17 protein-coding genes and 1 pseudogene are annotated in these 23,141 nt (G+C 72.8%); 14 read left to right on the top strand and 4 right to left on the bottom strand.

Going from position 1 to position 23,141, the window contains the following annotated elements; translation table 11 throughout:
• Window positions 1-316 precede the first annotated feature (316 nt).
• The 6 genes and pseudogenes from leuS to AB0F82_RS34535 all read left to right on the top strand — a co-directional run bounded on the left by leuS (window position 317) and on the right by AB0F82_RS34535 (window position 9,765).
• Window positions 317-3,181 (top strand): leucine--tRNA ligase, encoded by a 2,865-nt coding sequence (gene leuS, locus AB0F82_RS34560; protein WP_362634835.1) that lies wholly within the window; start codon window positions 317-319, stop codon window positions 3,179-3,181.
• Window positions 3,182-3,302: 121 nt separating this feature from the next.
• The gene (locus tag AB0F82_RS34555) at window positions 3,303-4,037 is read left to right on the top strand and encodes a hypothetical protein (RefSeq protein ID WP_362634832.1); all 735 of its coding nucleotides are present in this window, start codon (window positions 3,303-3,305) and stop codon (window positions 4,035-4,037) included.
• Window positions 4,038-4,375: 338 nt separating this feature from the next.
• Entirely contained in the window at window positions 4,376-5,221 is an 846-nt protein-coding gene (locus tag AB0F82_RS34550; protein ID WP_356813299.1) for a DegV family protein, read from the top strand.
• Window positions 5,222-5,724: 503 nt separating this feature from the next.
• Window positions 5,725-6,378, top strand: coding sequence for a helix-hairpin-helix domain-containing protein (locus AB0F82_RS38835; RefSeq protein ID WP_390076886.1), 654 nt, complete (start codon window positions 5,725-5,727; stop codon window positions 6,376-6,378).
• Window positions 6,375-8,747: pseudogene (locus AB0F82_RS34540) on the top strand (ComEC/Rec2 family competence protein); the annotation flags it as partial. The gene AB0F82_RS38835 and the pseudogene AB0F82_RS34540, both read left to right, overlap by 4 nt.
• Before the next feature lie 136 nt (window positions 8,748-8,883).
• Complete coding sequence (locus AB0F82_RS34535) at window positions 8,884-9,765, top strand: YceI family protein (RefSeq protein WP_436842241.1); 882 nt, start codon at window positions 8,884-8,886, stop codon at window positions 9,763-9,765.
• 12 nt (window positions 9,766-9,777) lie between these two features.
• Here the strand turns inward: AB0F82_RS34535 and AB0F82_RS34530 are convergent, their stop codons facing one another.
• A complete protein-coding gene (locus tag AB0F82_RS34530; RefSeq protein ID WP_037924385.1) occupies window positions 9,778-10,020 on the bottom strand; it encodes a hypothetical protein in 243 nt (80 codons plus the stop codon).
• A 76-nt stretch (window positions 10,021-10,096) separates the two neighbouring features.
• Here AB0F82_RS34530 and holA point away from each other — a divergent pair, with 76 nt between their 5' ends.
• Entirely contained in the window at window positions 10,097-11,089 is a 993-nt protein-coding gene (holA, locus tag AB0F82_RS34525) for a DNA polymerase III subunit delta (RefSeq protein WP_362634825.1), read from the top strand.
• A gap of 212 nt (window positions 11,090-11,301) precedes the next feature.
• Here the strand turns inward: holA and rpsT are convergent, their stop codons facing one another.
• The gene (rpsT, locus tag AB0F82_RS34520) at window positions 11,302-11,562 is read right to left on the bottom strand and encodes a 30S ribosomal protein S20 (RefSeq protein ID WP_030030523.1); all 261 of its coding nucleotides are present in this window, start codon (window positions 11,560-11,562) and stop codon (window positions 11,302-11,304) included.
• A 256-nt stretch (window positions 11,563-11,818) separates the two neighbouring features.
• Here rpsT and lepA point away from each other — a divergent pair, with 256 nt between their 5' ends.
• The 3 genes from lepA (at window position 11,819) to hemW (ending at window position 17,260) form a co-directional block, all read left to right on the top strand.
• Window positions 11,819-13,684, top strand: a complete 1,866-nt coding sequence (lepA, locus tag AB0F82_RS34515; RefSeq protein WP_356813302.1) for a translation elongation factor 4 — start codon at window positions 11,819-11,821, stop codon at window positions 13,682-13,684.
• Between the two features lie 234 nt (window positions 13,685-13,918).
• Window positions 13,919-15,811 (top strand): AMP-dependent synthetase/ligase, encoded by a 1,893-nt coding sequence (locus tag AB0F82_RS34510; protein WP_356813303.1) that lies wholly within the window; start codon window positions 13,919-13,921, stop codon window positions 15,809-15,811.
• Window positions 15,812-16,027: 216 nt separating this feature from the next.
• Window positions 16,028-17,260 (top strand): radical SAM family heme chaperone HemW, encoded by a 1,233-nt coding sequence (hemW, locus tag AB0F82_RS34505; RefSeq protein ID WP_362634821.1) that lies wholly within the window; start codon window positions 16,028-16,030, stop codon window positions 17,258-17,260.
• Between the two features lie 13 nt (window positions 17,261-17,273).
• Here the strand turns inward: hemW and AB0F82_RS34500 are convergent, their stop codons facing one another.
• Window positions 17,274-18,083 carry a DUF3097 domain-containing protein gene (locus tag AB0F82_RS34500; protein WP_362634818.1) on the bottom strand — a complete coding sequence of 270 codons (810 nt, stop codon included), beginning with the start codon at window positions 18,081-18,083 and terminating at the stop codon, window positions 17,274-17,276.
• A 10-nt stretch (window positions 18,084-18,093) separates the two neighbouring features.
• Window positions 18,094-18,837, bottom strand: a complete 744-nt coding sequence (locus AB0F82_RS34495; RefSeq protein ID WP_356813306.1) for an MBL fold metallo-hydrolase — start codon at window positions 18,835-18,837, stop codon at window positions 18,094-18,096.
• Between the two features lie 152 nt (window positions 18,838-18,989).
• On the opposite strand from AB0F82_RS34495, the gene hrcA reads away from it, so the two are divergent.
• The 4 genes from hrcA to AB0F82_RS34475 all read left to right on the top strand — a co-directional run bounded on the left by hrcA (window position 18,990) and on the right by AB0F82_RS34475 (window position 23,134).
• Window positions 18,990-20,006, top strand: coding sequence for a heat-inducible transcriptional repressor HrcA (gene hrcA / locus AB0F82_RS34490; RefSeq protein ID WP_030649845.1), 1,017 nt, complete (start codon window positions 18,990-18,992; stop codon window positions 20,004-20,006).
• Window positions 20,007-21,146, top strand: coding sequence for a molecular chaperone DnaJ (gene dnaJ / locus AB0F82_RS34485; RefSeq protein ID WP_030649843.1), 1,140 nt, complete (start codon window positions 20,007-20,009; stop codon window positions 21,144-21,146). It begins immediately after the preceding gene.
• 156 nt (window positions 21,147-21,302) lie between these two features.
• Window positions 21,303-22,394: a nitronate monooxygenase gene (locus AB0F82_RS34480; protein ID WP_362634813.1), complete on the top strand. Its 1,092-nt coding sequence runs from the start codon at window positions 21,303-21,305 to the stop codon at window positions 22,392-22,394.
• Window positions 22,391-23,134 (top strand): 16S rRNA (uracil(1498)-N(3))-methyltransferase, encoded by a 744-nt coding sequence (locus AB0F82_RS34475; RefSeq protein WP_362634811.1) that lies wholly within the window; start codon window positions 22,391-22,393, stop codon window positions 23,132-23,134. Before AB0F82_RS34480 ends, AB0F82_RS34475 begins: the two co-directional genes overlap by 4 nt.
• Window positions 23,135-23,141 lie beyond the last annotated feature (7 nt).

The following is a 23,141-nucleotide window of genomic DNA, read 5'->3' as shown; positions in this document are numbered from 1 at the left end:
GGTAGAGCGCCTGCATGGCATGCAGGAGGTCAGGAGTTCAATTCTCCTTAGCTCCACAGTGAAGAAGCGGGCCACCCGGATCGGGTGGCCCGCTTCTCGTTGTGTCACCGGGTGGAACGGCCGAGCGTCGGCGGGGGCCGCTGCGGTACCCTGACGCCATGCGTGCCGTACGCCTCCTGCTTACCGAGCCGCGCTGATCAGTACCGACACCTTCGAAACGGTGGTCGGCATCGGCGCGGCGTCCCCTCCTGTGCGAGGGGTTTTTTCGTTTGGGCAGGCAGAGACGGCAGAGACGATCGATGGAGCTTCAGAAATCATGAGCGAGACGAACACCCCGGCCCCCGAGGCGGCCGAGGCGCACCGCTACACGGCTGCCATGGCCGCCGACATCGAGGCACGCTGGCAGGACGTATGGGACGCGCAGGGCACGTACGAGGCCCCGAACCCGACCGGTGACCTGGCCGGGGACCCCGCGGTCGTCGCGCGGCCCAAGAAGTTCATCATGGACATGTTCCCGTACCCGTCCGGTGCGGGCCTGCACGTCGGTCACCCGCTCGGGTACATCGCCACCGACGTCTACGCCCGCCACCAGCGGATGACCGGCCACAACGTCCTGCACACCCTGGGATTCGACGCCTTCGGCCTGCCGGCCGAGCAGTACGCCGTGCAGACCGGCACGCACCCGCGCGTGTCGACCGAGGCGAACATCGAGAACATGAAGCTCCAGCTGCGCCGGCTGGGCCTGGGCCACGACAAGCGCCGGTCGTTCGCCACCATCGACCCGGACTACTACAAGTGGACCCAGTGGATCTTCCTGCAGATCTACAACTCCTGGTACGACGCGGACGCGAAGAAGGCCCGGCCGATCGCCGAGCTGGTCGCCGCCTTCGAGGACGGCTCCCGCGAGGTCCCGGGCGGCCGCCCCTGGGCCGCGCTGACCGCCGGGGAGCGGGCCGACGTACTGAACGGCCACCGGCTGGCGTACTCCTCGGACGCGCCCGTCAACTGGTGCCCCGGGCTGGGCACCGTACTGGCCAACGAGGAGGTCACCGCCGACGGTCGCTCCGAGCGCGGCAACTTCCCGGTCTTCAAGTCCAAGCTGAGCCAGTGGAACATGCGGATCACCGCGTACGCCGACCGGCTGCTGGACGACCTGGACGCGCTGGACTGGCCCGAGGCGATCAAGCTGCAGCAGCGCAACTGGATCGGCCGCAGCGAGGGCGCGCGCGTCGACTTCGCCCTGGGCGACGAGGCCATCACCGTCTTCACCACCCGCCCGGACACGCTGTTCGGCGCCACTTACATTGTGCTGGCGCCCGAGCACCCGCTGGTGGAGAAGTTCATCCCGGCCGCCTGGCCCGAGGGCACCCACGACGTGTGGACGGGCGGGCACGCCACCCCGGCCGAGGCCGTCACCGCCTACCGCAAGCAGGCCGCCTCGAAGTCGGACGTCGAGCGCCAGGCCGAGGCCAAGGACAAGACCGGTGTCTTCACCGGTGAGTACGCGATCAACCCGGTGAGCGGTGACAAGGTCCCGGTCTTCATCGCCGACTACGTCCTGATGGGCTACGGCACCGGCGCGATCATGGCCGTTCCGGCGCACGACAGCCGGGACTTCGAGTTCGCGCGCGCCTTCGAGCTGCCGATGCGCTGCGTCGTGCAGCCCTCCGACGGCCGCGGCACCGACCCGGCCGAGTGGGACGACGCCTTCGCCTCGTACGACGCGAAGCTGGTCAACTCCACCGGCGAGGGCATCTCGCTGGACGGCTTGGGCGTCGTCGAGGCGAAGGCCGCGATCACCGAATGGCTGGCCGAGCGCGGCATCGGCGAGGGCACGGTCAACTTCCGCCTGCGCGACTGGCTGTTCAGCCGCCAGCGGTACTGGGGCGAGCCCTTCCCGATCGTCTACGACGAGGACGGCGTCGCGCACTCCCTGCCCGAGTCGATGCTGCCGCTGGAGCTGCCGGAGGTCGAGGACTACTCGCCGCGCACCTTCGAGCCGGACGACGCGGACTCCCAGCCGGAGACCCCGCTGTCGCGCAAGGCCGACTGGGTCAACGTCGAGCTGGACCTGGGCGACGGCGTGAAGTCCTACCGGCGCGAGACCAACACCATGCCCAACTGGGCCGGTTCCTGCTGGTACGAGCTGCGCTACCTGGACCCGAACAACGCCTCCGCGCTGGTCGACCCGGAGATCGAGCAGTACTGGATGGGTCCGCGCGAGGGCGCCCCGCACGGCGGTGTCGACCTGTACGTGGGCGGCGCCGAGCACGCGGTGCTGCACCTGCTGTACGCCCGCTTCTGGTCGAAGGTGCTGTTCGACCTGGGCCACGTGTCGTCGGCGGAGCCGTTCCACAAGCTCTTCAACCAGGGCATGATCCAGGCGTACGCCTACACCGACGAGCGCGGTGTGTACGTCCCGGCGGCCGAGGTCGAGGAGCGCGACGGCGCGTACTTCTACGAGGGCAAGCAGGTCAAGCGCGAGCACGGCAAGATGGGCAAGTCCCTGAAGAACGCCGTCACGCCGGACGAGATCTGCGAGGAGTACGGCGCCGACACGCTGCGCCTGTACGAGATGGCGATGGGCCCGCTGGACGTCTCGCGTCCGTGGGACACGCGAGCCGTGGTCGGCCAGTACCGCCTGCTGCAGCGCCTGTGGCGCAACATCGTGGACGAGGAGACCGGCGCGGTGACGGTCGTCGACGCCGAGCCCGGCGAGGACACGCTGCGCGCCCTGCACAAGGCGATCGACGGGGCCGGCGCGGACATGGCGGGGCTGCGGTTCAACACCGCCATCGCCAAGATCACCGAGCTGAACAACGCCCTGACGAAGGCGGGCCGCCCGCTGGAGCGCTCGGTCGCCGAGCGGCTGGTCCTGCTGGTCGCCCCGCTGGCCCCGCACATCGCGGAGGAGCTGTGGCACCGTCTGGGCCACAGCGAGTCCGTGGTCCACCAGGACTTCCCGGTCGCGGACCCGGCGTACGTCGTGGACGAGAGCGTCACCTGCGTGGTGCAGGTCAAGGGCAAGGTCAAGGCGCGGCTGGAGGTGTCGCCGTCGATCACGGACGCCGAGCTGGAGCAGCTGGCCGTGAACGACGCCGGTGTCGTGGCGGCGCTGGGCGGCGCGGAGATCCGCAAGGTGATCGTGCGCGCGCCGAAGCTGGTGAACATCGTCATCTGAGGGCGCACCCCCGCATAGGGGGGATCCCGTACGGGCAGGTTGGGGGTTCGATGGGAACCCCTGGCCTGCCCGTGGCGTTTACGGTGGAGGGGATAGCCGACGCCTGGGGAAAGGGGCCGTCATGGAGGCCGCGTTGATCATCTTCGCGTTGATGTTGCTGGCCGTCGTCGGCCTCGGCGCGTATCTCACGGTCAAGGCGGTGGGCGCGGCCAAGCGGGGTGTGGAGCGCACCGTCGTGCAGGCCCGGCGCACGGTGGAGGACACCACCCTGCGGGCCAAGAGTTTCGGCCAGGTCGGAGTGGTGGGAGCGCTCGCGCAGGTGCGGCTGGACCTGCGGACGTCGATGCGCGCCACCCAGCAGGCACTGGCCGAGGGGGTCCAGGCGGACGCCTCGCTGCGCGAGTCCCTCGGGCTGTTCGAGCGGCTGAGTGCGCACGGGCACGAGCTCGACGGGGAACTGAAGCGCTTGGAGCAGGAGCCCGACCGGCGGCGCACCGCCGAGCTCCTGCCGGATCTGCGGGAGCGCGCGGCCAAGATCATCCAGGCGGCGGACTCGCTGCGGTGGGCCGCCCGCGACCGGGCCCGGCGCTTCGCGGAGGACGACCTGTCCCTGCTGTCGGACCAGATCGAGATGGAATCGGGCGCGCTGCGCGACTGGTCCCGCGAACCGGTGGACGACCTGGCGGCGGCAGCCGCCGAATGGGACGCCGCCCAGTCCGCCCAGGCCACTCAGACCACCCGGTCCACCCAGGCCCCGAGGCCGGCAACCACACCTCCGCCGGCGGCATTGAACCCGCCCACGCCGACGATGCAGTACCCGTGGCAGAAGACCCCCCGCCCGGAGAGCGCCGGCTGAGCGAGGCCTGCGACCGGGCCTCGGCCGACGGGGCGCCGGGGCGAGCCCGGGCGGCGGCTGTCCGGGGGCTGGTGCTCCGGGGTCCGAGGGGCCCAACCCCTAGGGTGTCCGGCGGGGTGTCCGGGGCAGGGCCCCGGCAGCGGGGTCTCGGGGCGGAGCCGCACGAGTTTCGAGAAGGGGCGGGGTGGGCAGCTCCGCAGGGCCCCCGACGCCACCCCCGCCGCACGACCCGTAGGCTCGGCCCGACCCACCCCCGGCGGAAGCCGACGCAACCCCGCCCCCGACCCGTCCGGGGCCCCGGCTGCCGTACCGCCCCTACGAGCGGTAACCTCCGCCTCATGTCCCGCCATGTCGCCATCGTCACCGATTCCACGGCCTACCTGCCCCGACCGGCCATGGCGCGGCACGGAATCACCGCCGTCCCCCTTACCGTGGTGCTCGGCGGAGAGGCGCTGGAGGAGGGCACCGAGATCTCGGCGCGCAGCCTGGCCCTGGCCCTGCAGAAGCGCCGCTCGGTCACCACCTCCCGCCCCAGCCCGGAGGAGTTCGTGCGGGCCTACCAGGCGGCCGCCGACGCCGGGGCGAGCGGCGTCGTCAGCCTGCACCTGTCCGCCGAGTTCTCCGGGACCTACGACGCCGCCGTGGTGGCCGCCAGGACCGCCCCCGTGCCCGTGCGCGTCGTGGACACCGGCATGGTCGCCATGGCCCTCGGGTTCTGCGCGCTCGCCGCGGCCGAGGTCGCCGAAGCGGGCGGCTCCGTGGACGAGGCCGTGGCGGCCGCCGAGAAGCGAGCGGCGGACATGGCCGCGTACTTCTACGTCGACACCCTGGACTACCTGCGCCGCGGCGGCCGGATCGGGGCCGCGCAGGCACTGCTCGGCTCGGCCCTGGCGGTGAAGCCGCTGCTGACCCTGGACGGCGGGCGGATCGAGATGCTGGAGAAGGTGCGTACGGCCTCCAAGGCCATCGCCCGCCTGGAGGAGCTGGCCGTCGAGCGCGCCGGCTCCGCCGACGTGGACGTGGCGGTGCATCACCTGGCGGCGCCGGAGCGGGCCGAGAAGCTCGCCCAGCGGCTCCGCGAGCGGATTCCCGGCCTGGTCGAGCTGCACGTCAGCGAGGTCGGAGCGGTGATCGGGGCGCACACCGGGCCGGGGCTGCTGGCGGCGGTGGTCTCGCCCCGCTGATCACCGGAACGAGTGGCGCGGTTATCCACAACGGGGCTGCCGTCCACCGGAATTGAAGCCTCAGAACGGCTGTCGGGATCTGCCCCTACGGTCGTGACATGACTCTTCGAACGCGTACTCCGTATCCGTCGGGCGCCACCAGCGGCCCGGGCCGTTCCCGTCTTTCCGACGGCCGCCTCCGGCACGGCCGTGGCCGCCGCGACAGGCGCCGACACGGCCTCCGTGCCGCTCCCGCACATCTTCCGCATCCCGATCCCCACACCGATCCCGATCCGTATGCCGACCCCGGCCCCGACCCCGGTCCCGACCCCGGTCCCGGCCCCGGCCCCGGCCCGGGACAGGATCGGGATCGGGATCGGGGCACGGACGCGGTCCGGCGGAGGGCCGAGGCCCTGTTCGGCGGCGCCGGCCCGCCGCAGGCGCCGCCGCAGGCCGCGGACGAGCCTGCGGCACCGCCCGGGGAGGCGGACGCCCTGCCCACCGGTACCGCGCGGAGGCTGGCGGTGCGGGAGCGGCTGCCGGTGTGGCTGCAGGCCCGGTGCGCGGTGGAGCCGCGCACGGTGGCCGCGGTAGGGGTGGTGCTGGTCGCCGCCGTCGGCTTCGCCGGGCAGCAGTACTGGTCGGCCCGGCCGCGGGAGGTGACCGCCCCCGCACTGGCCGCCCCCGCGGTGGTGCCGGCGGGGGCCACCGCGTCCGCAGGGGCACCGGCCTCCGCAGGCGGCGGCGCGGGGCCCGCGCGGATCGTCGTCGACGTCGGCGGCAAGGTCCGGGATCCGGGGGTCCGGCGGCTGCCCGCCGGTTCCCGGGTCGAGGACGCGCTGGCCGCCGCCGGGGGAGTGCGGCCGGGCACGGACACCACCGGACTGAACCGGGCCCGAGTGCTGGTGGACGGCGAACAGGTGCTGGTGGGCGTGAACGCGACGGCCCAGCCGCCGCCCGGAGGCGCCGCGGGCGGGCCGCCCGCCGGGCCGCTCAGCCTGGGTTCGGCCACCGTCGAGCAGCTGGACGGTCTGCCGGGGGTGGGGCCGGTCCTCGCTCAGCACATCGTCGACTTCCGCACCGCCCGCGGCGGCTTCCGTTCCGTGGAGGAGCTCCGCCAGGTCAACGGCATCGGCGAGCGGCGCTTCGCCGACCTGCGCACGCTGGTGCGGCCGTGAACCGCCCGGAGGGGGCGGGCCCGACGGATCTGCGTCTCGCGGTGCCCGCCGTGGCCGCCTGGGCGGCGGCCGCCCTCGCACTCGGCGCACCCGTCGGGCGGACCGCCCTCGGCGTGGGTCTGGCCGTGGCCGCCGCGGGTCTGCTGATGCTGCTGCAGGCAAGGCGCCCAGGGGCGCTGTGGAGGGTCGCCCCGGCCGTGGCGACGGCCCTGCTGTCCGCAGCCGCCGGAGCGGGCGTCGCGGGGCTCCAGCTGGCCGAGGCGCGGGCCGGGCCGGTCGCCGGGCTGGCGAGCCGGCACGCCCGGGTACACGCCGAGCTGACCGTCGGCTCCGATCCCAGGACCGCGCGGAGCGGGAGCGGCCCGCCGGTGGTGGTGCTGGACGCGATGGTGACCCGGGTGACCGGGCCCGACGGGGCGAGCACCCGGGTCGAGACCCCGGTGCGGGTGCTGGCCGGGCACGCGGGATGGGCCCGGCTCCTGCCCTCCACGCGGGTGGCGGTGGTCGCCCGGCTGGCCCCCGCGCAGGGCGGGGAGCGGGCCGTGGCACTGCTCCGCCCGGCCGGTGACACACCGCCGGAGGTGACCGGCGGCCCGGACACCGCCCAGCGGCTCGCGGGACGGCTGCGGTCCGGACTGCGCGAGGCCACCGACGGGCTCGCACCGGATGCGCGGGCCCTGCTGCCGGGACTGGTCGTCGGGGACACCTCCAGGGTTCCGCCCGACCTGCACGAGGCCTTCCGGGCCACTGATCTGCTCCATCTGCTGGCCGTCTCCGGGTCGAACCTGACCGTGGTGCTGTTCCTGCTGATCGGCCCCCCGGGCCGCGCGCAGCAGGCCGAGCGGCGTGGGCTGGCACCCCGCCTCGGGCTCTCCCTGCGGACGACGGCCCTGTGCGGGACGGCCCTGACACTGGCGTTCGTGGTGGTGTGCCGGCCGGAGCCGAGCGTGTTGCGGGCCGCGGCCTGCGGGGCGGTCACCCTGCTGGCCATCGCCACCGGCCGGCGCAGGTCCCTGATCCCCGCCCTGGGGTCCGCGGTGCTGCTGCTGGTGCTCTACGACCCGTGGCTGGCCCGCAGTTACGGCTTCCTGCTCTCGGTCCTGGCCACGGGGGCGCTGCTGACCCTCGCTCCCCGGTGGAGCGGGGCCCTGCAACGGCGCGGGATGGGGCCCCGGCTCGCCGAGGCGGTGGGCGCAGCCGCTGCCGCCCAGGCGGTGTGCGCGCCCGTGGTCGCGGTGCTCGCGGCCCGGGTCAGCCTGGTGGCGGTGCCGTGCAATCTGCTGGCCGAGCTGGCGGCCGGTCCGGCGACCGTGCTCGGTTTCGCCGCGCTGGCGGCGGCCCCGCTGTGGATGCCCGCCGCCGAGGTGCTCGCCCGGTGCGCCGGGGTGCCCGCGGGGTGGATCGCCGCCGTGGCGCGGGCCGGGGCGAGGTTCCCGGGTGCGGAGCTGCCCTGGCCGGGCGGGCTGACCGGCGGCCTCCTGCTGGCCGCCGCTACCCTGGCGGCCGTCGTGGTGGGCGCCCGCTGGGGGCGGCGGCGGTTGCTGTGCTCCGCGCTGGCGGTGCTGCTGCTCCTCGCGGTACTGCGGCCGCCGCAGCTCACCCGTACGCTCACCGGCTGGCCTCCGCCCGACTGGAGTTACGTCCAGTGCGCCGTGGGGCAGGGGGACGCGGCGGTTCTCGCCGTCGGCCCGGGGGAGGCGGTAGTGGTGGACGCCGGCGCGGACCCCGGGCCGGTGGACGCGTGCCTGCGCGAGCTGGGGGTGCGCCGGGTGCCGATGCTCCTGCTGACGCACTTTCACGCAGACCACGTGGGAGGCCTGGCAGGCGTTCTGCGGGGCCGGTCCGTGGGGGTGATCCAGGCCACCGCGCTGGAAGAGCCGCCCGGGCAGGCCCAGTTCGTCCGCCGGACGGCAGCGGCCGCCGGGGTGCCGGTCGTGCCGGCGGTGCAGGGGGAGCGGCGCCGGGCCGGCCCGTTCGAATGGCAGGTGCTGTGGCCGCCGCCGACCGGGTCCCCCTTCGAAGGGCCCAACGACGCGAGCGTCGTCCTGCTGGTGCGCGGCGCGGGGCTCACCCTGCTGCTGCTCGGCGACCTCGAACCGGAGGCGCAGCAGGCCCTCCTGAGGGAGCATCCGCAGCTGGGCCCGGTGGACGTCCTCAAGGTCGCCCACCACGGCTCCGCCCACCAGGATCCCGGGCTGCACGAGCGGATCCGGCCCCGGCTCGCGATCGTGCCGGTCGGGGCCGGCAACCGTTACGGGCACCCCGCGCCGGGCACGCTCGCCCGCCTGCGGGCCGTGGGGGCGACGGTGCTGCGCACCGACACCGACGGTTCGGTCGCCGTCGGTGGAACCGGCGTTCGGCTGCGTGCGTTTCCAGCCAGGAGGCGGCGTATGCGACGCGGGCATACCGGACGTGACCGCTCTGTTTGCCCACAACCCGACAGCATGATCGAATGCGTCTTCGCCAGAACGGTCCAAGTCCACACAGCACGGGGGTGCACACGTCATGTTCGGTCGCCGACGGGGGATGGAGTCGGCCGGAAGTTCCAGCCCGCACACATCCGCGACACTGACGCTGCCGCCGACGGCTCGTCTGCTCAGCTGCCGGGTCCTCGACACGGTCCACCGGCCCATCCGGCAGGCCGCGTTCGAGGTGACGGATCCGATCGGCCGCCGGATCGTCAGCGGCGAGACCGACCCGTTCGGCGGCTTCACGGCCGCCGTGCCGGAGGGGGAGTACCGGCTCTCCGTCACCGCCGAGGGGTACACGCCGTTCCACGGCGTCACGCTCGTGGGAGACCCGGCCCAGCCAGGTACGGGGGAGATAATCCTCGACGCGGTGGAGCCGCCGATCCTGCCGCAGCCGGGCCACTGGGAGCTCGACCCGTCGCACTCGTCCATCGGCTTCACGGCCCGGCACATCGGCCTCGCCCGGATCAACGGACGGTTCAACACGTTCGCCGGGGCGGTGCGGATAGCCGAGCGCATGGAGGACTCCTCCATGCACGTGATCATCGACGCGGCGAGCATCGACACCGGGGCCCGGCGGCGCGACGACCACCTGCGGTCGGGGGACTTCCTGGACGCGGTCCGCCACCCCACGGTGGAGTTCTACAGCGAACGGTTCATCCACCGCACCGGCAGCCGCTGGGCCGTGGCGGGTGCCCTGACCCTCCACGGGGTGAGCCGGTCCGTGACCCTGGACACCCAGTACCTGGGTCTCGGTACGGGCATGGAGGGCGAGGTGCGGGCGGCCTGCCGGGCCACCGCCGAACTGCACCGCGAGGACTTCACCCTCAACTGGCAGTCGATGCTGGCGCACGGGATCGCGGCGATCGGTTCGAGCGTGGACGTGACACTGGACGTCCAGATCGTGCACAAGGCCTGACCCCGGCGGGGCTCAGGGAGCCTCCAGCCAGCCTTCGTACTCGGCGGCGAGGCCGTCCAGGGCGGTGGCGTCGAGCCGTTCGCGCGGGTCCTCGACGACCACCAGCCACTGGGCGTCCTCGGCGTCGTCCTCGCCGGCCAGCGCGTCGCGGACCAACTGCGGTTCCTCCGGGAGGCCGAAGCGGTCGACGGCCTCCTGGGCCACCTCCTCGGCGGCGTCGCGGTCGGGCAGGACGAGTACATGTCGCACGTTCACCGGGCCATTGTGGAATACGCGGTGGAGGGGGTCGGGGCGCGGGGGGCTGTCACTGCGGCATGGGATGCTGGAGGCGATGGCCACCAGGAAGAACTCCACCGACGATCCGCTTGCCCCGATCACCCTCGCGGTGGGGCAGGAGGAGCTGCTGCTCGACCGCGTCGTGCGGGAGGTGGTGTCGGCCGCCCGTGCCGCCGACACCGACACCGACGTCCGCGACCTCACCTCCGACCAGCTCCAGCCGGGCACGCTGGCCGAGCTGGTGAGCCCCTCGCTCTTCTCCGAGCGCAAGGTGCTGGTCGTGCGCAACGCGCAGGACCTGTCCGCCGACACGGTGAAGGAGGTCAAGGCCTACCTCGCCGGGCCCTACGAGGAGATCGCGCTGGTCCTCCTCCACGCGGGCGGGGTCAAGGGCAAGGGCCTGCTGGACGCGGCGCGCAAGGCGGGCGCCCGGGAGATCGCCTGCCCGAAGATGACGAAGGCGGCGGACCGGCTCGCCTTCGTCCGGGGAGAGTTCCGCACGCTGGGACGTTCGGCGACCCCGGAGGCGTGCCAGACCCTGGTCGACGCGATCGGCAGCGACCTGCGGGAGCTGGCGAGCGCCGCGGCGCAGCTGTGCGCGGACGTCGAGGGGACCATCGACGAGGCCGTCGTCGGCCGCTACTACACCGGCCGGGCCGAGGCCTCCAGCTTCACCGTCGCCGACCGGGCGGTCGAGGGGCGTGCGGCCGAGGCCCTGGAAGCCCTGCGCTGGTCCCTGGCGACGGGCGTGGCCCCGGTCCTGATCACCAGCGCGCTGGCGCAGGCGGTCCGCGCGATCGGCAAGCTCGCCTCCGCCCCGCGCGGGGCCCGGCCCGGGGACCTCGCCCGTGACCTCGGCATGCCGCCGTGGAAGATCGACCGGGTCCGCCAGCAGATGCGGGGCTGGTCGGCGGACGGCGTCGCGGACGCGCTGCGCGCCGTCGCCGCCGCCGACGCGGGAGTCAAGGGCGGGGGCGACGACCCCGAGTACGCCCTGGAGAAGGCCGTCGTCGCGGTGGCCCGCGCGGCCCGCCCCCAGCGCCGCTGACGGAACGGAGCCGTCCGCGGCCGCCCGCCCCCGGAGCAGCGCGAAGGCCCCGGTCGTCACCCTGGGGAAGGGGGACGGCCGGAGCCTTCGGTCACTGCTGGTGTTGCTCCGCACCCGCGTGGCGAACGCTTCGTGTGCGGAGCGGGGTGCCGGTCAGGAGCGGGAGAGAGGGCCCACTGGGTCCCTTCCGGCGATCACATCGAGTGCGGAACTCAGATGGCGGCAACCTTGGAGGCCAGCGCCGACTTCTTGTTGGCGGCGGCGTTCTTGTGGATGACGCCCTTCGAGACGGCCTTGTCCAGCTTCTTGGAAGCCAGGCGGGCCGCAGCGGTGGCCTTCTCCGCGTCGCCGGCGAGGATGGCCTCGTTGGCCTTGCGGATGAAGGTGCGCAGCTCGGACTTGACCGACTTGTTGCGAAGGCGGGCCTTCTCGTTGGTCTTGTTCCGCTTGATCTGGGACTTGATGTTCGCCACGAAAGAGCCTTTTCAGGTTCAGAGTTTGATCTTCGGATTGTGTCCCGACAGCTGAGAGGGCATACGAGACACAGCTGCCCAGGCTACCAGGCGCGCTCAGGGCGGCCCAAACCGAGCGCACTGCCCCGTCCATGGGACCATGGGAGCCTGCGTATGGACCGACATCGCGCCGCCGAGAGCGACCGGAGCCGGACTGTCCGCTCCGACCGACGCTCCGAAAACGCTTCCGACTGCGACCCGAGAATCAGGACACTGCGTGCCCGCGATCCCCAGCCACGTGCCCGAGCCGAGCCGTACCGACCCGGCGCTGATCCGCAATTTCTGCATCATCGCGCACATCGACCACGGCAAGTCGACCCTTGCCGACCGGATGCTCCAGCTCACCGGTGTCGTCGACCAGCGGCAGATGCGCGCCCAGTACCTCGACCGCATGGACATCGAGCGTGAGCGCGGCATCACGATCAAGTCCCAGGCGGTGCGGCTGCCCTGGGCGCCCACCACGGGCGAGGGCCAGGGCAGCACCCACATCCTCAACATGATCGACACCCCCGGGCACGTCGACTTCACCTACGAGGTCTCGCGCTCGCTCGCCGCGTGCGAGGGCACGGTCCTGCTGGTGGACGCCGCCCAGGGAATCGAGGCGCAGACCCTCGCCAACCTGTACCTGGCGATGGAGAACGACCTCGCGATCGTCCCCGTCCTCAACAAGATCGACCTGCCGGCCGCCCAGCCGGAGAAGTTCGCCGAGGAGCTCGCGAACCTGGTGGGCTGCGACCCCGACGACGTGCTGCGCGTCTCGGCCAAGACCGGTATGGGCGTGGAAGCGCTGCTGGACAAGGTCGTCGCCACCGTCCCGGCCCCGGTCGGCGTCAAGGACGCCCCCGCCCGCGCGATGATCTTCGACTCGGTCTACGACTCGTACCGCGGCGTGGTCACGTACGTCCGTGTGGTCGACGGCCAGCTCAACAAGCGCGAGCGCATCAAGATGATGTCCACCGGCGCCACCCACGAGCTGCTGGAGATCGGCGTCTCCTCCCCGGAGATGACCCCGGCCGACGGCATCGGCGTCGGCGAGGTGGGCTACATCATCACCGGCGTGAAGGACGTCCGTCAGTCCAAGGTCGGTGACACCATCACCAGCCTGCACAACGGCGCGACCGAGGCCCTCGGCGGCTACAAGGACCCGAAGCCGATGGTCTTCTCGGGCCTCTACCCGCTCGACGGCTCCGACTACCCGGACCTGCGCGAGGCCCTGGACAAGCTCCAGCTCAACGACGCCGCGCTGGTCTACGAGCCCGAGACCTCCGCGGCGCTCGGCTTCGGCTTCCGCGTCGGCTTCCTCGGCCTGCTCCACCTGGATGTGGTCCGCGAGCGCCTGGAGCGCGAGTTCGGCCTCGACCTGATCGCGACCGCGCCCAACGTGGTCTACCGGGTGGTCCTGGAGGACGGCAAGGAAGTCACCGTCACCAACCCGAGCGAGTTCCCCGAAGGCAAGATCAATGACGTCTTCGAGCCGGTCGTCCGGGCCACCGTGCTCGCCCCGACCGAGTTCATCGGCGCGATCATGGAGCTGTGCCAGCAGCGCCGCGGCACCCTCCTGGGCATGGACTACCTCTCCGAGGACCGCGTCGAGATCCGCTACACCCTCCCGCTCGCCGAGATCGTCTTCGACTTCTTCGACCAGCTGAAGTCCAAGACGCGCGGCTACGCCTCCCTCGACTACGAGCCCACCGGCGAGCAGGCCTCCAGCCTGGTCAAGGTGGACATCCTGCTGCACGGCGACAAGGTCGACGCCTTCTCCGCCGTCTGCCACAAGGACGCCGCCTACGCCTACGGTGTGCGCCTCGTCGCCAAGCTGCGCGAGCTCATCCCGCGGCAGGCCTTCGAGGTGCCGGTCCAGGCCGCCATCGGCTCCCGCGTCATCGCCCGCGAGACCATCCGCGCCATCCGCAAGGACGTCCTCGCCAAGTGCTACGGCGGTGACATCTCCCGTAAGCGGAAGCTGCTGGAGAAGCAGAAGGAAGGCAAGAAGCGGATGAAGATGGTCGGCTCCGTGGAGGTCCCGCAGGAGGCCTTCATCGCCGTCCTCTCCAGTGACGAGTCCGGCGCCAAGAAGAAGTAGCCACCTCTCCGTCACCCGGCGTACACGGGCCCCCGCGCAGCGCGCGGGGGCCCGTTTCGTTATGAAGCGGCCGCTCGCCAACTCTTACGCGCACGCCGGACGCGCTCTAGTCTGATCACTGCTCGATGGTTACTCGCCAGTTTAAAAAGTCAACGGCTGCAAACCCGCCAGTCCCAAGCGCCCCCAGCGCCCCACGCCCACGCACTGCCCGCGTGGTTCGGTCCGGAGGATGTCGTGAGCGACACACAGACCTATCTCGAGAACCGCCCGCCCACCGTGGCGGTGCTCTTCCTTGAGCGCGTCGCAGCGACGCCGAACGCGGAGGCCTACCGGTACCCGGTGCCCGCGGCCGGCGGCAAGGGCGCCACAGACGACTGGAAGTCGCTGAGCTGGAGCCAGGCGGCCGAGCGGGTCTTCGCCATCGCGGCCGGCCTGATCTCCCTCGGCCTCGAAACGGAGGAACGCGTCGCGCTCGCCTCCAACACCCGCGTCGAGTGGATCCTCTCCGACCTCGGCGTGATGTGCGCCGGCGGCGCGGTCACCACGATCTATCCCAGCACCAACGCGGACGAGTCGGCGTTCATCCTCGCGGACTCCGAGAGCCGGGTCCTCATCGCCGAGGACGCCGCGCAGCTGGCGAAGGCGCGCGAGCGCCGCGCCGACCTGCCGGGGCTGCGCCACGTCGTGGTGCTGGAGGCCGCCGACGCGGTCGCCGCCGAGGGCGACCCGGAGGGCTGGGTGCTCTCGCTGGCCGACCTGGAGGCCAAGGGCGGCGAGTACCTCGCCAAGCACCCCGGGGCCGTCGAGGAGCGCATCGCGTCCATCACCCCCGAGCAGCTCGCCACCCTCATCTACACCTCCGGCACCACCGGCCGGCCCAAGGGCGTCCGGCTGCCGCACGACAACTGGTCGTACATGGCCAAGGCCATGGTCGCCACCGGGCTGATCGGCAAGGACGACGTCCAGTACCTGTGGCTGCCGCTGGCCCACGTCTTCGGCAAGGTGCTGACCTCCGGGCAGATCGAGGCCGGGCACGTCACCGCGGTCGACGGCCGCATCGACAAGATCATCGAGAATCTGCCGGTGGTCCAGCCGACCTACATGGCAGCCGTTCCGCGCATCTTCGAGAAGGTCTACAACGGCGTGGCCGCCAAGGCCCGGGCCGGCGGCGGCGCCAAGTACAAGATCTTCCAGTGGTCGGTCGGCGTCGCCCGCGAGTACGCCAAGGTCACGCAGGACAACTTCCGCCGCACCGGGCGCGCGACCGCCCCCTTCGCACTCACCACCAAGCACAAGGTCGCCGACGCGCTCGTCTACTCCAAGCTCCGCGACGCCTTCGGCGGCAAGCTGCGCGCCGCGGTCTCCGGTGCCTCCGCCCTTGCCCCCGAGATCGGCTTCTTCTTCTCCGGTGCGGGCGTCCACATCCTGGAGGGCTACGGCCTGACCGAGTCCAGCGCGGCCTCCTTCGTCAACCCGGGCGAGGCCTACCGCACCGGCACGGTCGGCAAGCCGCTCCCCGGCACCGAGGTCCGCATCGCCGACGACGGCGAGGTCCTGCTGCGCGGCCCCGGCATCATGCAGGGCTACCACAGGCAGCCGGACAAGACCGCCGAGGTCCTGGAGTCGGACGGCTGGCTGCACACGGGCGACATCGGAGAGCTGTCGGCCGACGGCTACCTGCGCATCACCGACCGCAAGAAGGACCTGATCAAGACCTCGGGCGGCAAGTACGTCGCCCCGGCCGAGATCGAGGGCCAGTTCAAGGCGATCTGCCCGTACGTGTCGACCATCGTCGTGCACGGCGCCGACCGGAACTTCTGCACCGCCCTGATCGCGCTCGACGAGCCGTCGATCCTGGTCTGGGCGGCCGAGAACGGGCTGGAGGGCCGGACGTACAAGGAGGTCCTGGCGGCGCCCGAGACCAACCGGCTGATCGAGACCTACGTCCAGACCCTGAACGAGGGCCTCCAGCGGTGGCAGACGGTCAAGAAGTTCCGGATCCTGCCGCGCGACCTGGACGTCGAGCACGGCGACCTCACGCCCAGCCTGAAGCTGAAGCGGCCGGTGGTCGAGCGTGAGTTCAAGCACCTGATCGAGGAGATGTACGAGGGGTCGCGCGAGGCGTAGCGCCTGCCGCGGGCCCGGCGGGGCCGGGCGGTGGCCCGCCCCGCGGCCCCGCTGCTCCCCGGCGGGCCCGGGGATGGGGCCGGGGCTGCGGGTCCGTGCTTCCCCTGCGGGTCCGCTCCCCGGGGCTCCGCCCCGGACCCCGCGCCCGGAACGCCGGCGGGGCCGCAGTGGTGCCCGGCGGGGCCGACCACGTGCCGGGTGCGGGATGATGGGGGCATGCCTTCCGCACTCCCCGACGGTGAACCCATGCCCGAAGACGGCTCACTGCCGTCGCATGCCCTCGCGGGCGCGGGGGAGCGGCCGCTCGGGTTCTACCTGCACGTCCCGTACTGCGCCACGCGCTGCGGGTACTGCGACTTCAACACCTACACGGCCACCGAGCTGCGGGGCACCGGAGGCGTCCTCGCCTCCCGCGAGAACTACGCCGACACCCTGATCGACGAGGTCCGCCTCGCACGGAAGGTCCTCGGCGGCGACCCGCGGCCCGTCCGCACGGTCTTCGTCGGCGGCGGCACGCCGACGCTGCTGCCCGCCGCCGACCTCGTGCGGATGCTCGCGGCGATCCGGGACGAGTTCGGCCTGGCCGACGGCGCCGAGATCACCACGGAGGCCAATCCGGAGTCCGTCGACCCGGCGTACCTGGCCGAGCTGCGCGCCGGGGGCTTCAACCGGATCTCCTTCGGCATGCAGAGCGCCAAGCAGCACGTCCTGAAGGTCCTGGACCGCACCCACACGCCCGGGCGCCCCGAGGCGTGCGTCGCCGAGGCGCGCGCGGCGGGCTTCGAGCACGTCAACCTCGACCTGATCTACGGCACGCCCGGCGAGAGCGACCAGGACTGGCGGGACTCCCTCTCCGCCGCCCTCGGGGCCGGCCCGGACCACGTCAGCGCCTACGCGCTGATCGTCGAGGAGGGCACGCAGCTGGCCCGCCGGATCCGCCGCGGCGAGGTCCCCATGACCGACGACGACGTCCACGCCGACCGCTACCTGATCGCCGACGAGGTCATGGCCGAGGCCGGCTACTCCTGGTACGAGGTGTCGAACTGGGCCACCTCGGAGGCCGGCCGCTGCCTGCACAACGAGCTGTACTGGCGCGGCGCCGACTGGTGGGGCGCCGGGCCGGGCGCGCACTCGCACGTGGGCGGCGTGCGCTGGTGGAACGTCAAGCACCCCGGTGCCTACGCCGCCGCCCTCGCGGAGGGCCGCTCCCCGGGAGCGGGGCGCGAGCTGCTGTCGGAGGAGGACCGCCGCGTGGAGCGGATCCTGCTGGAGCTGCGCCTCGTGGACGGCGTCCCGCTGTCCCTGCTCGCCCCGGCCGGCCTCGCGTCCTCCCGCAGGGCCCTCGCGGACGGTCTCCTGGAGTCCGGACCGTACGAGGCGGGGCGGGCCGTCCTGACCCTGCGCGGGCGGCTGCTGGCCGACGCCGTGGTCCGGGACCTGGTCGACTGACCAGGCGCCGCCGTCAGGCGTCGCCGCCGGCCGTGACGAAGTCGATCAGTTCTTCCACGCGGCCCAGCAGGGTCGGCTCCAGGTCCTTGTAGGAGCCCACCCGGGACAGGATGTGCTGCCAGGCGGCCCCGGTGTTCTCCGGCCAGCCCAGTGCCCTGCAGACGCCCGTCTTCCAGTCCTGGCCGCGCGGGACCACCGGCCACGCCGGGATGCCCAGCGCGGACGGCTTCACCGCCTGCCAGACGTCCACGTAGGGGTGGCCCACCACCAGGACGTCCGGCGAGGTCACCGAGGCGGCGATACGGGACTCCTTCGAGCCCGGCACCAGGTGGTCCACCAGCACCCCCAGCCGGGCGTCGGGCGCCGGACCGAACTGCGCCACCACCGCCGGGAGGTCGTCGACGCCCTCCAGGTACTCGACCACCACGCCCTCGATGCGCAGGTCGTCGCCCCAGACCCGCTCCACCAGCTCGGCGTCGTGCCGGCCCTCGACGTAGATCCGGCCCGCACGGGCCACCCGTGCCCGGGCGCCGGGGACGGCGATCGACCCCGACGCCGTACGGGCCGGAGCCGACGCGCCCCGGGGCGGGCGGACCAGGGTGACCACCGCGCCGTCCAGCAGGAAGCCCCGCGGCTCCATCGGGAACACCCGGCGCTTGCCGAAGCGGTCCTCCAGGGTCACCGTGCCCGCCTCGCAGGCCACCACCGCGCCGCAGAAGTCCGTACCCGCCACCTCGACCACCAGGTCCGGTTCCGCGGCGACCTCCGGCACGGCCCTGGGTCGCTTCCACTGCGGGGTCAGGTCGGGGGAGTACTCGCGCATCCGGCCGACACTAGGAGAGCCGCGCGCCTCCCGGCAACGACACGCCCGAACGGGCCGCCAGTGTGGCGCGTTGCGCACGCACGAACCCAGCGGTGACCACCGCTCCGTGACCCGGCACGTACAGCGCGTCCTCACCGCCCAGCGACAGCAGCCGGTCCAGGGCGGCGGGCCACTGCCGCGGCACCGCGTCCGGGCCGGCCGACGGCTCGCCCGACTCCTCCACCAGGTCCCCGCAGAACACCGTCTCGCGCTCGCCCGGGACGAAGACGGCCAGGTCGTGCCCGGTGTGCCCGGGCCCCACGTTGGCCAGCAGCACCTGCACCCCGCCCAGCTCCAGCGTCCACTCGCCCGAGACCGGATGGGCGGGCAGCACCAGCTGGTCCACCGCCTCGGCAGCCTCCTCCTCCGCGAGCCCGTGCCGCACCGCGTCCCCGCGCAGCTCCTCGCGGCCCGACGCGAGCAGCGCGTCCAGTCCGACCGCCCCGAAGACCTCGACCCCCGCGAAGGCGGACGCTCCCAGCACGTGGTCGAAATGACCGTGCGTGAATGCGATATGGGTCACGCTCCGGCCCGTCAGCCGCTCGGCCTCCGCCCGCACCCGCGCGCCCTCGCGCACGCTCGAACCGGGGTCGATCAGGAGGACGGACTCGTCCCCCACCACCAGTCCCACCGTGCAGTCCCACACCGGCAGACGCCGGCGGCCGGCCCGTCCGGTGAGCCGTTCCCAGCCCGCCTCTTCCCATCGCACGTCCATGCCGCGACGCTACCCTGGCGGGCCTCCCTTGCCAGGGTCTCCGTACCCGGCCGTACACTGAGCGGGGGATTCTTGGCACTCGAACGGACAGAGTGCCAACGAACGCCAGAACTCGGCAGAACACGGCAACGGATCACGCTGGAGGTGTGCGCATGCTCAGCGAACGCAGACTCGAAGTGCTGCGCGCCATCGTCCAGGACTACGTCGGGACGGAGGAGCCGGTCGGCTCCAAGGCGCTCACCGAGCGGCACCGGCTCGGCGTCTCGCCCGCCACCGTGCGCAACGACATGGCGGTGCTGGAGGAAGAGGGCTACATCGCCCAGCCCCACACCAGCGCCGGCCGGATCCCCACCGACAAGGGCTACCGCCTCTTCGTCGACAAGCTGGCGGGGGTCAAGCCGTTGTCGACGCCCGAGCGCCGGGCCATCCAGAACTTCCTCGACGGAGCCGTCGACCTCGACGACGTCGTGGGCCGTACGGTGCGGCTGCTCGCGCAGCTCACCCGGCAGGTCGCGGTCGTCCAGTACCCGAGCCTGACCCGGTCGACCGTCCGGCACGTGGAGCTGCTCTCGCTCGCCCCCGCGCGTCTGATGCTCGTACTGATCACGGACACCGGACGCGTCGAGCAGCGGCTCGTCGACTGCCCGAGCCCCTTCAGCGAGGCCTCGCTCGCCGACCTGCGGGCCCGGCTCAACAGCAGGGTCGTCGGCCGGCGCTTCACCGACGTCCCCCCGCTCGTCCAGGACCTCCCGGAATCCTTCGAGGCCGACGACCGCGGCACGGTCTCCACCGTGCTGTCGACCCTCCTCGAAACCCTGGTCGAGGAGGCGGAGGAGCGGCTGATGATCGGCGGTACCGCCAATCTCACCCGCTTCGGACACGATTTCCCCCTGACGATCAGGCCGGTGCTGGAGGCGCTGGAGGAGCAGGTCGTGCTCCTCAAGCTGCTCGGCGAGGCCAATGAGTCGGGAATGGCCGTAAGGATCGGGCACGAGAACGCCTACGAGGGGCTCAACTCCACGTCGGTCGTCTCGGTCGGTTACGGTTCGGGCGGCGAAACGGTCGCCAAACTCGGCGTGGTCGGACCGACCCGCATGGACTACCCCGGAACGATGGGAGCGGTACGCGCAGTGGCACGTTACGTCGGACAGATCCTGGCGGAGTCGTAAGTGGCCACCGACTACTACGCCGTTCTCGGCGTACGCCGCGACGCATCGCAGGACGAGATCAAGAAGGCCTTCCGGCGCCTCGCGCGTGAACTTCACCCGGACGTGAATCCGGACCCGAAGACGCAGGAGCGCTTCAAGGAGATCAACGCGGCCTACGAGGTGCTCTCGGACCCGCAGAAGAAGCAGGTCTACGACCTCGGGGGCGACCCGCTGTCCTCCTCGGGCGGCGGCGGTGGGGCCGGCGGCTTCGGAGCGGGCGGCTTCGGCAACTTCTCCGACATCATGGACGCCTTCTTCGGCCAGGCCTCGCAGCGCGGTCCGCGCTCGCGGACCCGCCGCGGCCAGGACGCCATGATCCGCCTGGACCTGGAGCTGGACGAGGCGGCCTTCGGGACGACCAAGGACATCCAGGTCGACACGGCCGTCGTCTGCACCACCTGCTCCGGCGAGGGCGCCGCCCCCGGCACCTCGGCGCAGACGTGTGACATGTGCCGCGGCCGCGGTGAGGTCTCGCAGGTCACCCGGTCCTTCCTGGGCCAGGTCATGACCTCGCGGCCCTGCCCGCAGTGCCAGGGCTTCGGCACCGTCGTCCCGACCCCGTGCCACGAGTGCGCGGGCGACGGCCGGGTCCGCTCCCGCCGCAGCCTCACGGTCAAGATTCCGGCCGGTGTCGAGAACGGCACCCGGATCCAGCTCGCGGGCGAGGGCGAGGTCGGCCCCGGCGGCGGTCCCGCCGGCGACCTGTACGTGGAGATCCACGAGCTGGCGCACCCGACCTTCCAGCGGCGCGGGGACGACCTGCACTGCACGGTCACCATCCCCATGACGGCGGCCGCGCTGGGCACCAAATGCCCGCTGGAGACGCTCGACGGCCTGGAGGAGATCGACATCCGGCCCGGCACCGGGTCCGGCCAGGCGATCCCGCTGCACGGGCGCGGCGTCACGCACCTGCGCGGCGGCGGGCGCGGTGACCTGATCGTCCACGTCGAGGTCACCACCCCGGGCAAGCTGGACGCCCAGCAGGAGGAGCTGCTGCGCCAGCTGGCGAAGCTGCGCGGCGAGGAGCGGCCCATGGGCCAGTTCGCGCCGGGCCAGCAGGGCCTGTTCAGCCGTCTGAAGGACGCGTTCAACGGTCGCTGACCGAAGGGCGTGCACCGCTTCGAGCCCGGCAGGGGGGATCCCCCGGCCGGGCTCTTCGCGTGCCCCGCAGCCGGCCGCGGGCCCGCCGGGAAGGGGACTATGCCAGGCGAATGCGGTGATTCGGCCCCATGGGCCGGACGTGGCACGATGCAGTCCATGTCCACCGCGGCGAACGGTCTCTCCTCCCACCCGATCGTGCAGGCCCCCATGGCGGGCGGCGCCTCCTGCCCGCCGCTCGTCGCCGCCGTGTGCGAGGCGGGCGGGCTGGGGTTCCTGGCCGGGGGCTACAAGACCGCGGACGGGATGTACCAGGAGATCAAGCAGGTGCGCGCGCTCACCCGGCGCCACTTCGGCGTCAACCTCTTGATGCCGCAGATGGGGTACGTCGACCCGGCCGCGGTGGAGGCGTACCGCGGGCAGCTGGCCGGCGAGGCCAGCTGGTACGAGATCTCGCTCACCGAGGAGGACATCATCGGCACCAGCGACGACGGCTACGACGCCAAGCTCGCCATCCTCCTCGAAGACCCGGTCCCGGTCGTGTCGTTCACCTTCGGCTGTCCGGACTCCGCGGCCCTCGCCGCCCTGCGCAAGGCCGGTACGTACACCGTCGTCACGGTGACCTCCGTGGAGGAGGCCCGCAGCGCCCAGCAGGCGGGGGCCGACGCCGTCTGCGTCCAGGGCGTCGAGGCCGGCGGCCACCAGGGCACCCACCGCGACGACCCGCAGATCGACGGCACCGCTGCCGTGGGACTGCTCGCGCTGGTGGCGCAGGTACGGGAGGCCGTGGCCCTGCCGATCATCGCGGCGGGCGGCGTCATGCGCGGCGCGCAGATCGCCGCACTGCTGGCGGCCGGCGCGGCGGCGGCGCAGCTCGGGACGGCCTTCCTGGTCTGTCCGGAGTCGGGTGCGGACCCCGTGCACAAGAAGGCGCTGACCGATCCGCTCTTCGTGCGGACGGAGCTGACCCGGGCCTTCTCCGGGAGGCCGGCGCGGGGGCTGGTCAACCGCTTCGTGCGGGAGCACGGCCCCTACGCCCCGGCCGCCTACCCCCAGGTCCACCACCTGACCTCGGGGCTGCGCAAGGCGGCCGCCGCGGCCGGCGATCCGCAGGGCATGGCCCTGTGGGCGGGCCAGGGGCACCGGCTCGCACGGGCGCTGCCGGCGGCGCAGCTGGTGGAGGTGCTGGCGGCGGAACTGGCCGAGGCACAGAGCACGTTGAAGGACATGCAGATGAGGAGTGCGTCATGACGGCCCCGGTGTTCGTGGTCGCAGAGGTCCCCGCGGGGGCGGAGTTCGTCCTGGACGGCCCGGAGGGCCGGCATGCCGTGTCCGTGAAACGGCTGAACCCGGGCGAGCGGGTCGTCCTGACGGACGGCCGGGGCGGCTGGGCGGAGGCGGTCGTCAAGGCGGCCGAGGGCAAGGACCGGCTCGTCGTCGCGGTCGCCTCGGCCGGGCGGGAGGAGGAGCCCGCGGTCCGCATCACCGTGGTCCAGGCCCTGCCCAAGGGGGACCGGGGCGAGCTGGCCGTCGAGACCATGACCGAGACCGGCGTGGACGCGATCGTGCCCTGGCAGGCCTCGCGCTGCATCACGCAGTGGCGCGGCGACCGCGGCGCCAAGTCCCTCGCCAAGTGGCGGGCCACGGCCCGGGAGGCGGGCAAGCAGTCCCGCCGGGTCCGCTTCCCGGAGGTGGCCGAGGCCATGTCCACCAAGCAGGTCGCGGCGCTGCTGGCCGGCGCCGACCTGGCGATGGTCCTGCACGAGGACCGCGACACCCCGTCGCAGGCCCTGGCCACGGCCGAGCTGCCCGCCTCCGGTTCCGTCGTCCTCGTGGTCGGCCCGGAAGGCGGGGTCTCCCCGGAGGAGCTGGAGGTCTTCGCCGCGGCCGGCGCGCACCCCTACCGTCTGGGCCGTTCCGTCCTGCGGACCTCCACCGCCGGCACCGCGGCCACGGCGGTCCTGCTGGCCCGTACCGGACGCTGGGCCTGACCGGCCG

It is taken from the genome of Streptomyces virginiae, from assembly GCF_040638905.1.
GTDB classification, from domain to species: Bacteria; Actinomycetota; Actinomycetes; order Streptomycetales; family Streptomycetaceae; genus Streptomyces; species Streptomyces virginiae_B.
The sequence above is the reverse complement of the archived record's forward strand: the minus strand, read 5'-3'. Positions and strand labels throughout refer to the sequence as shown.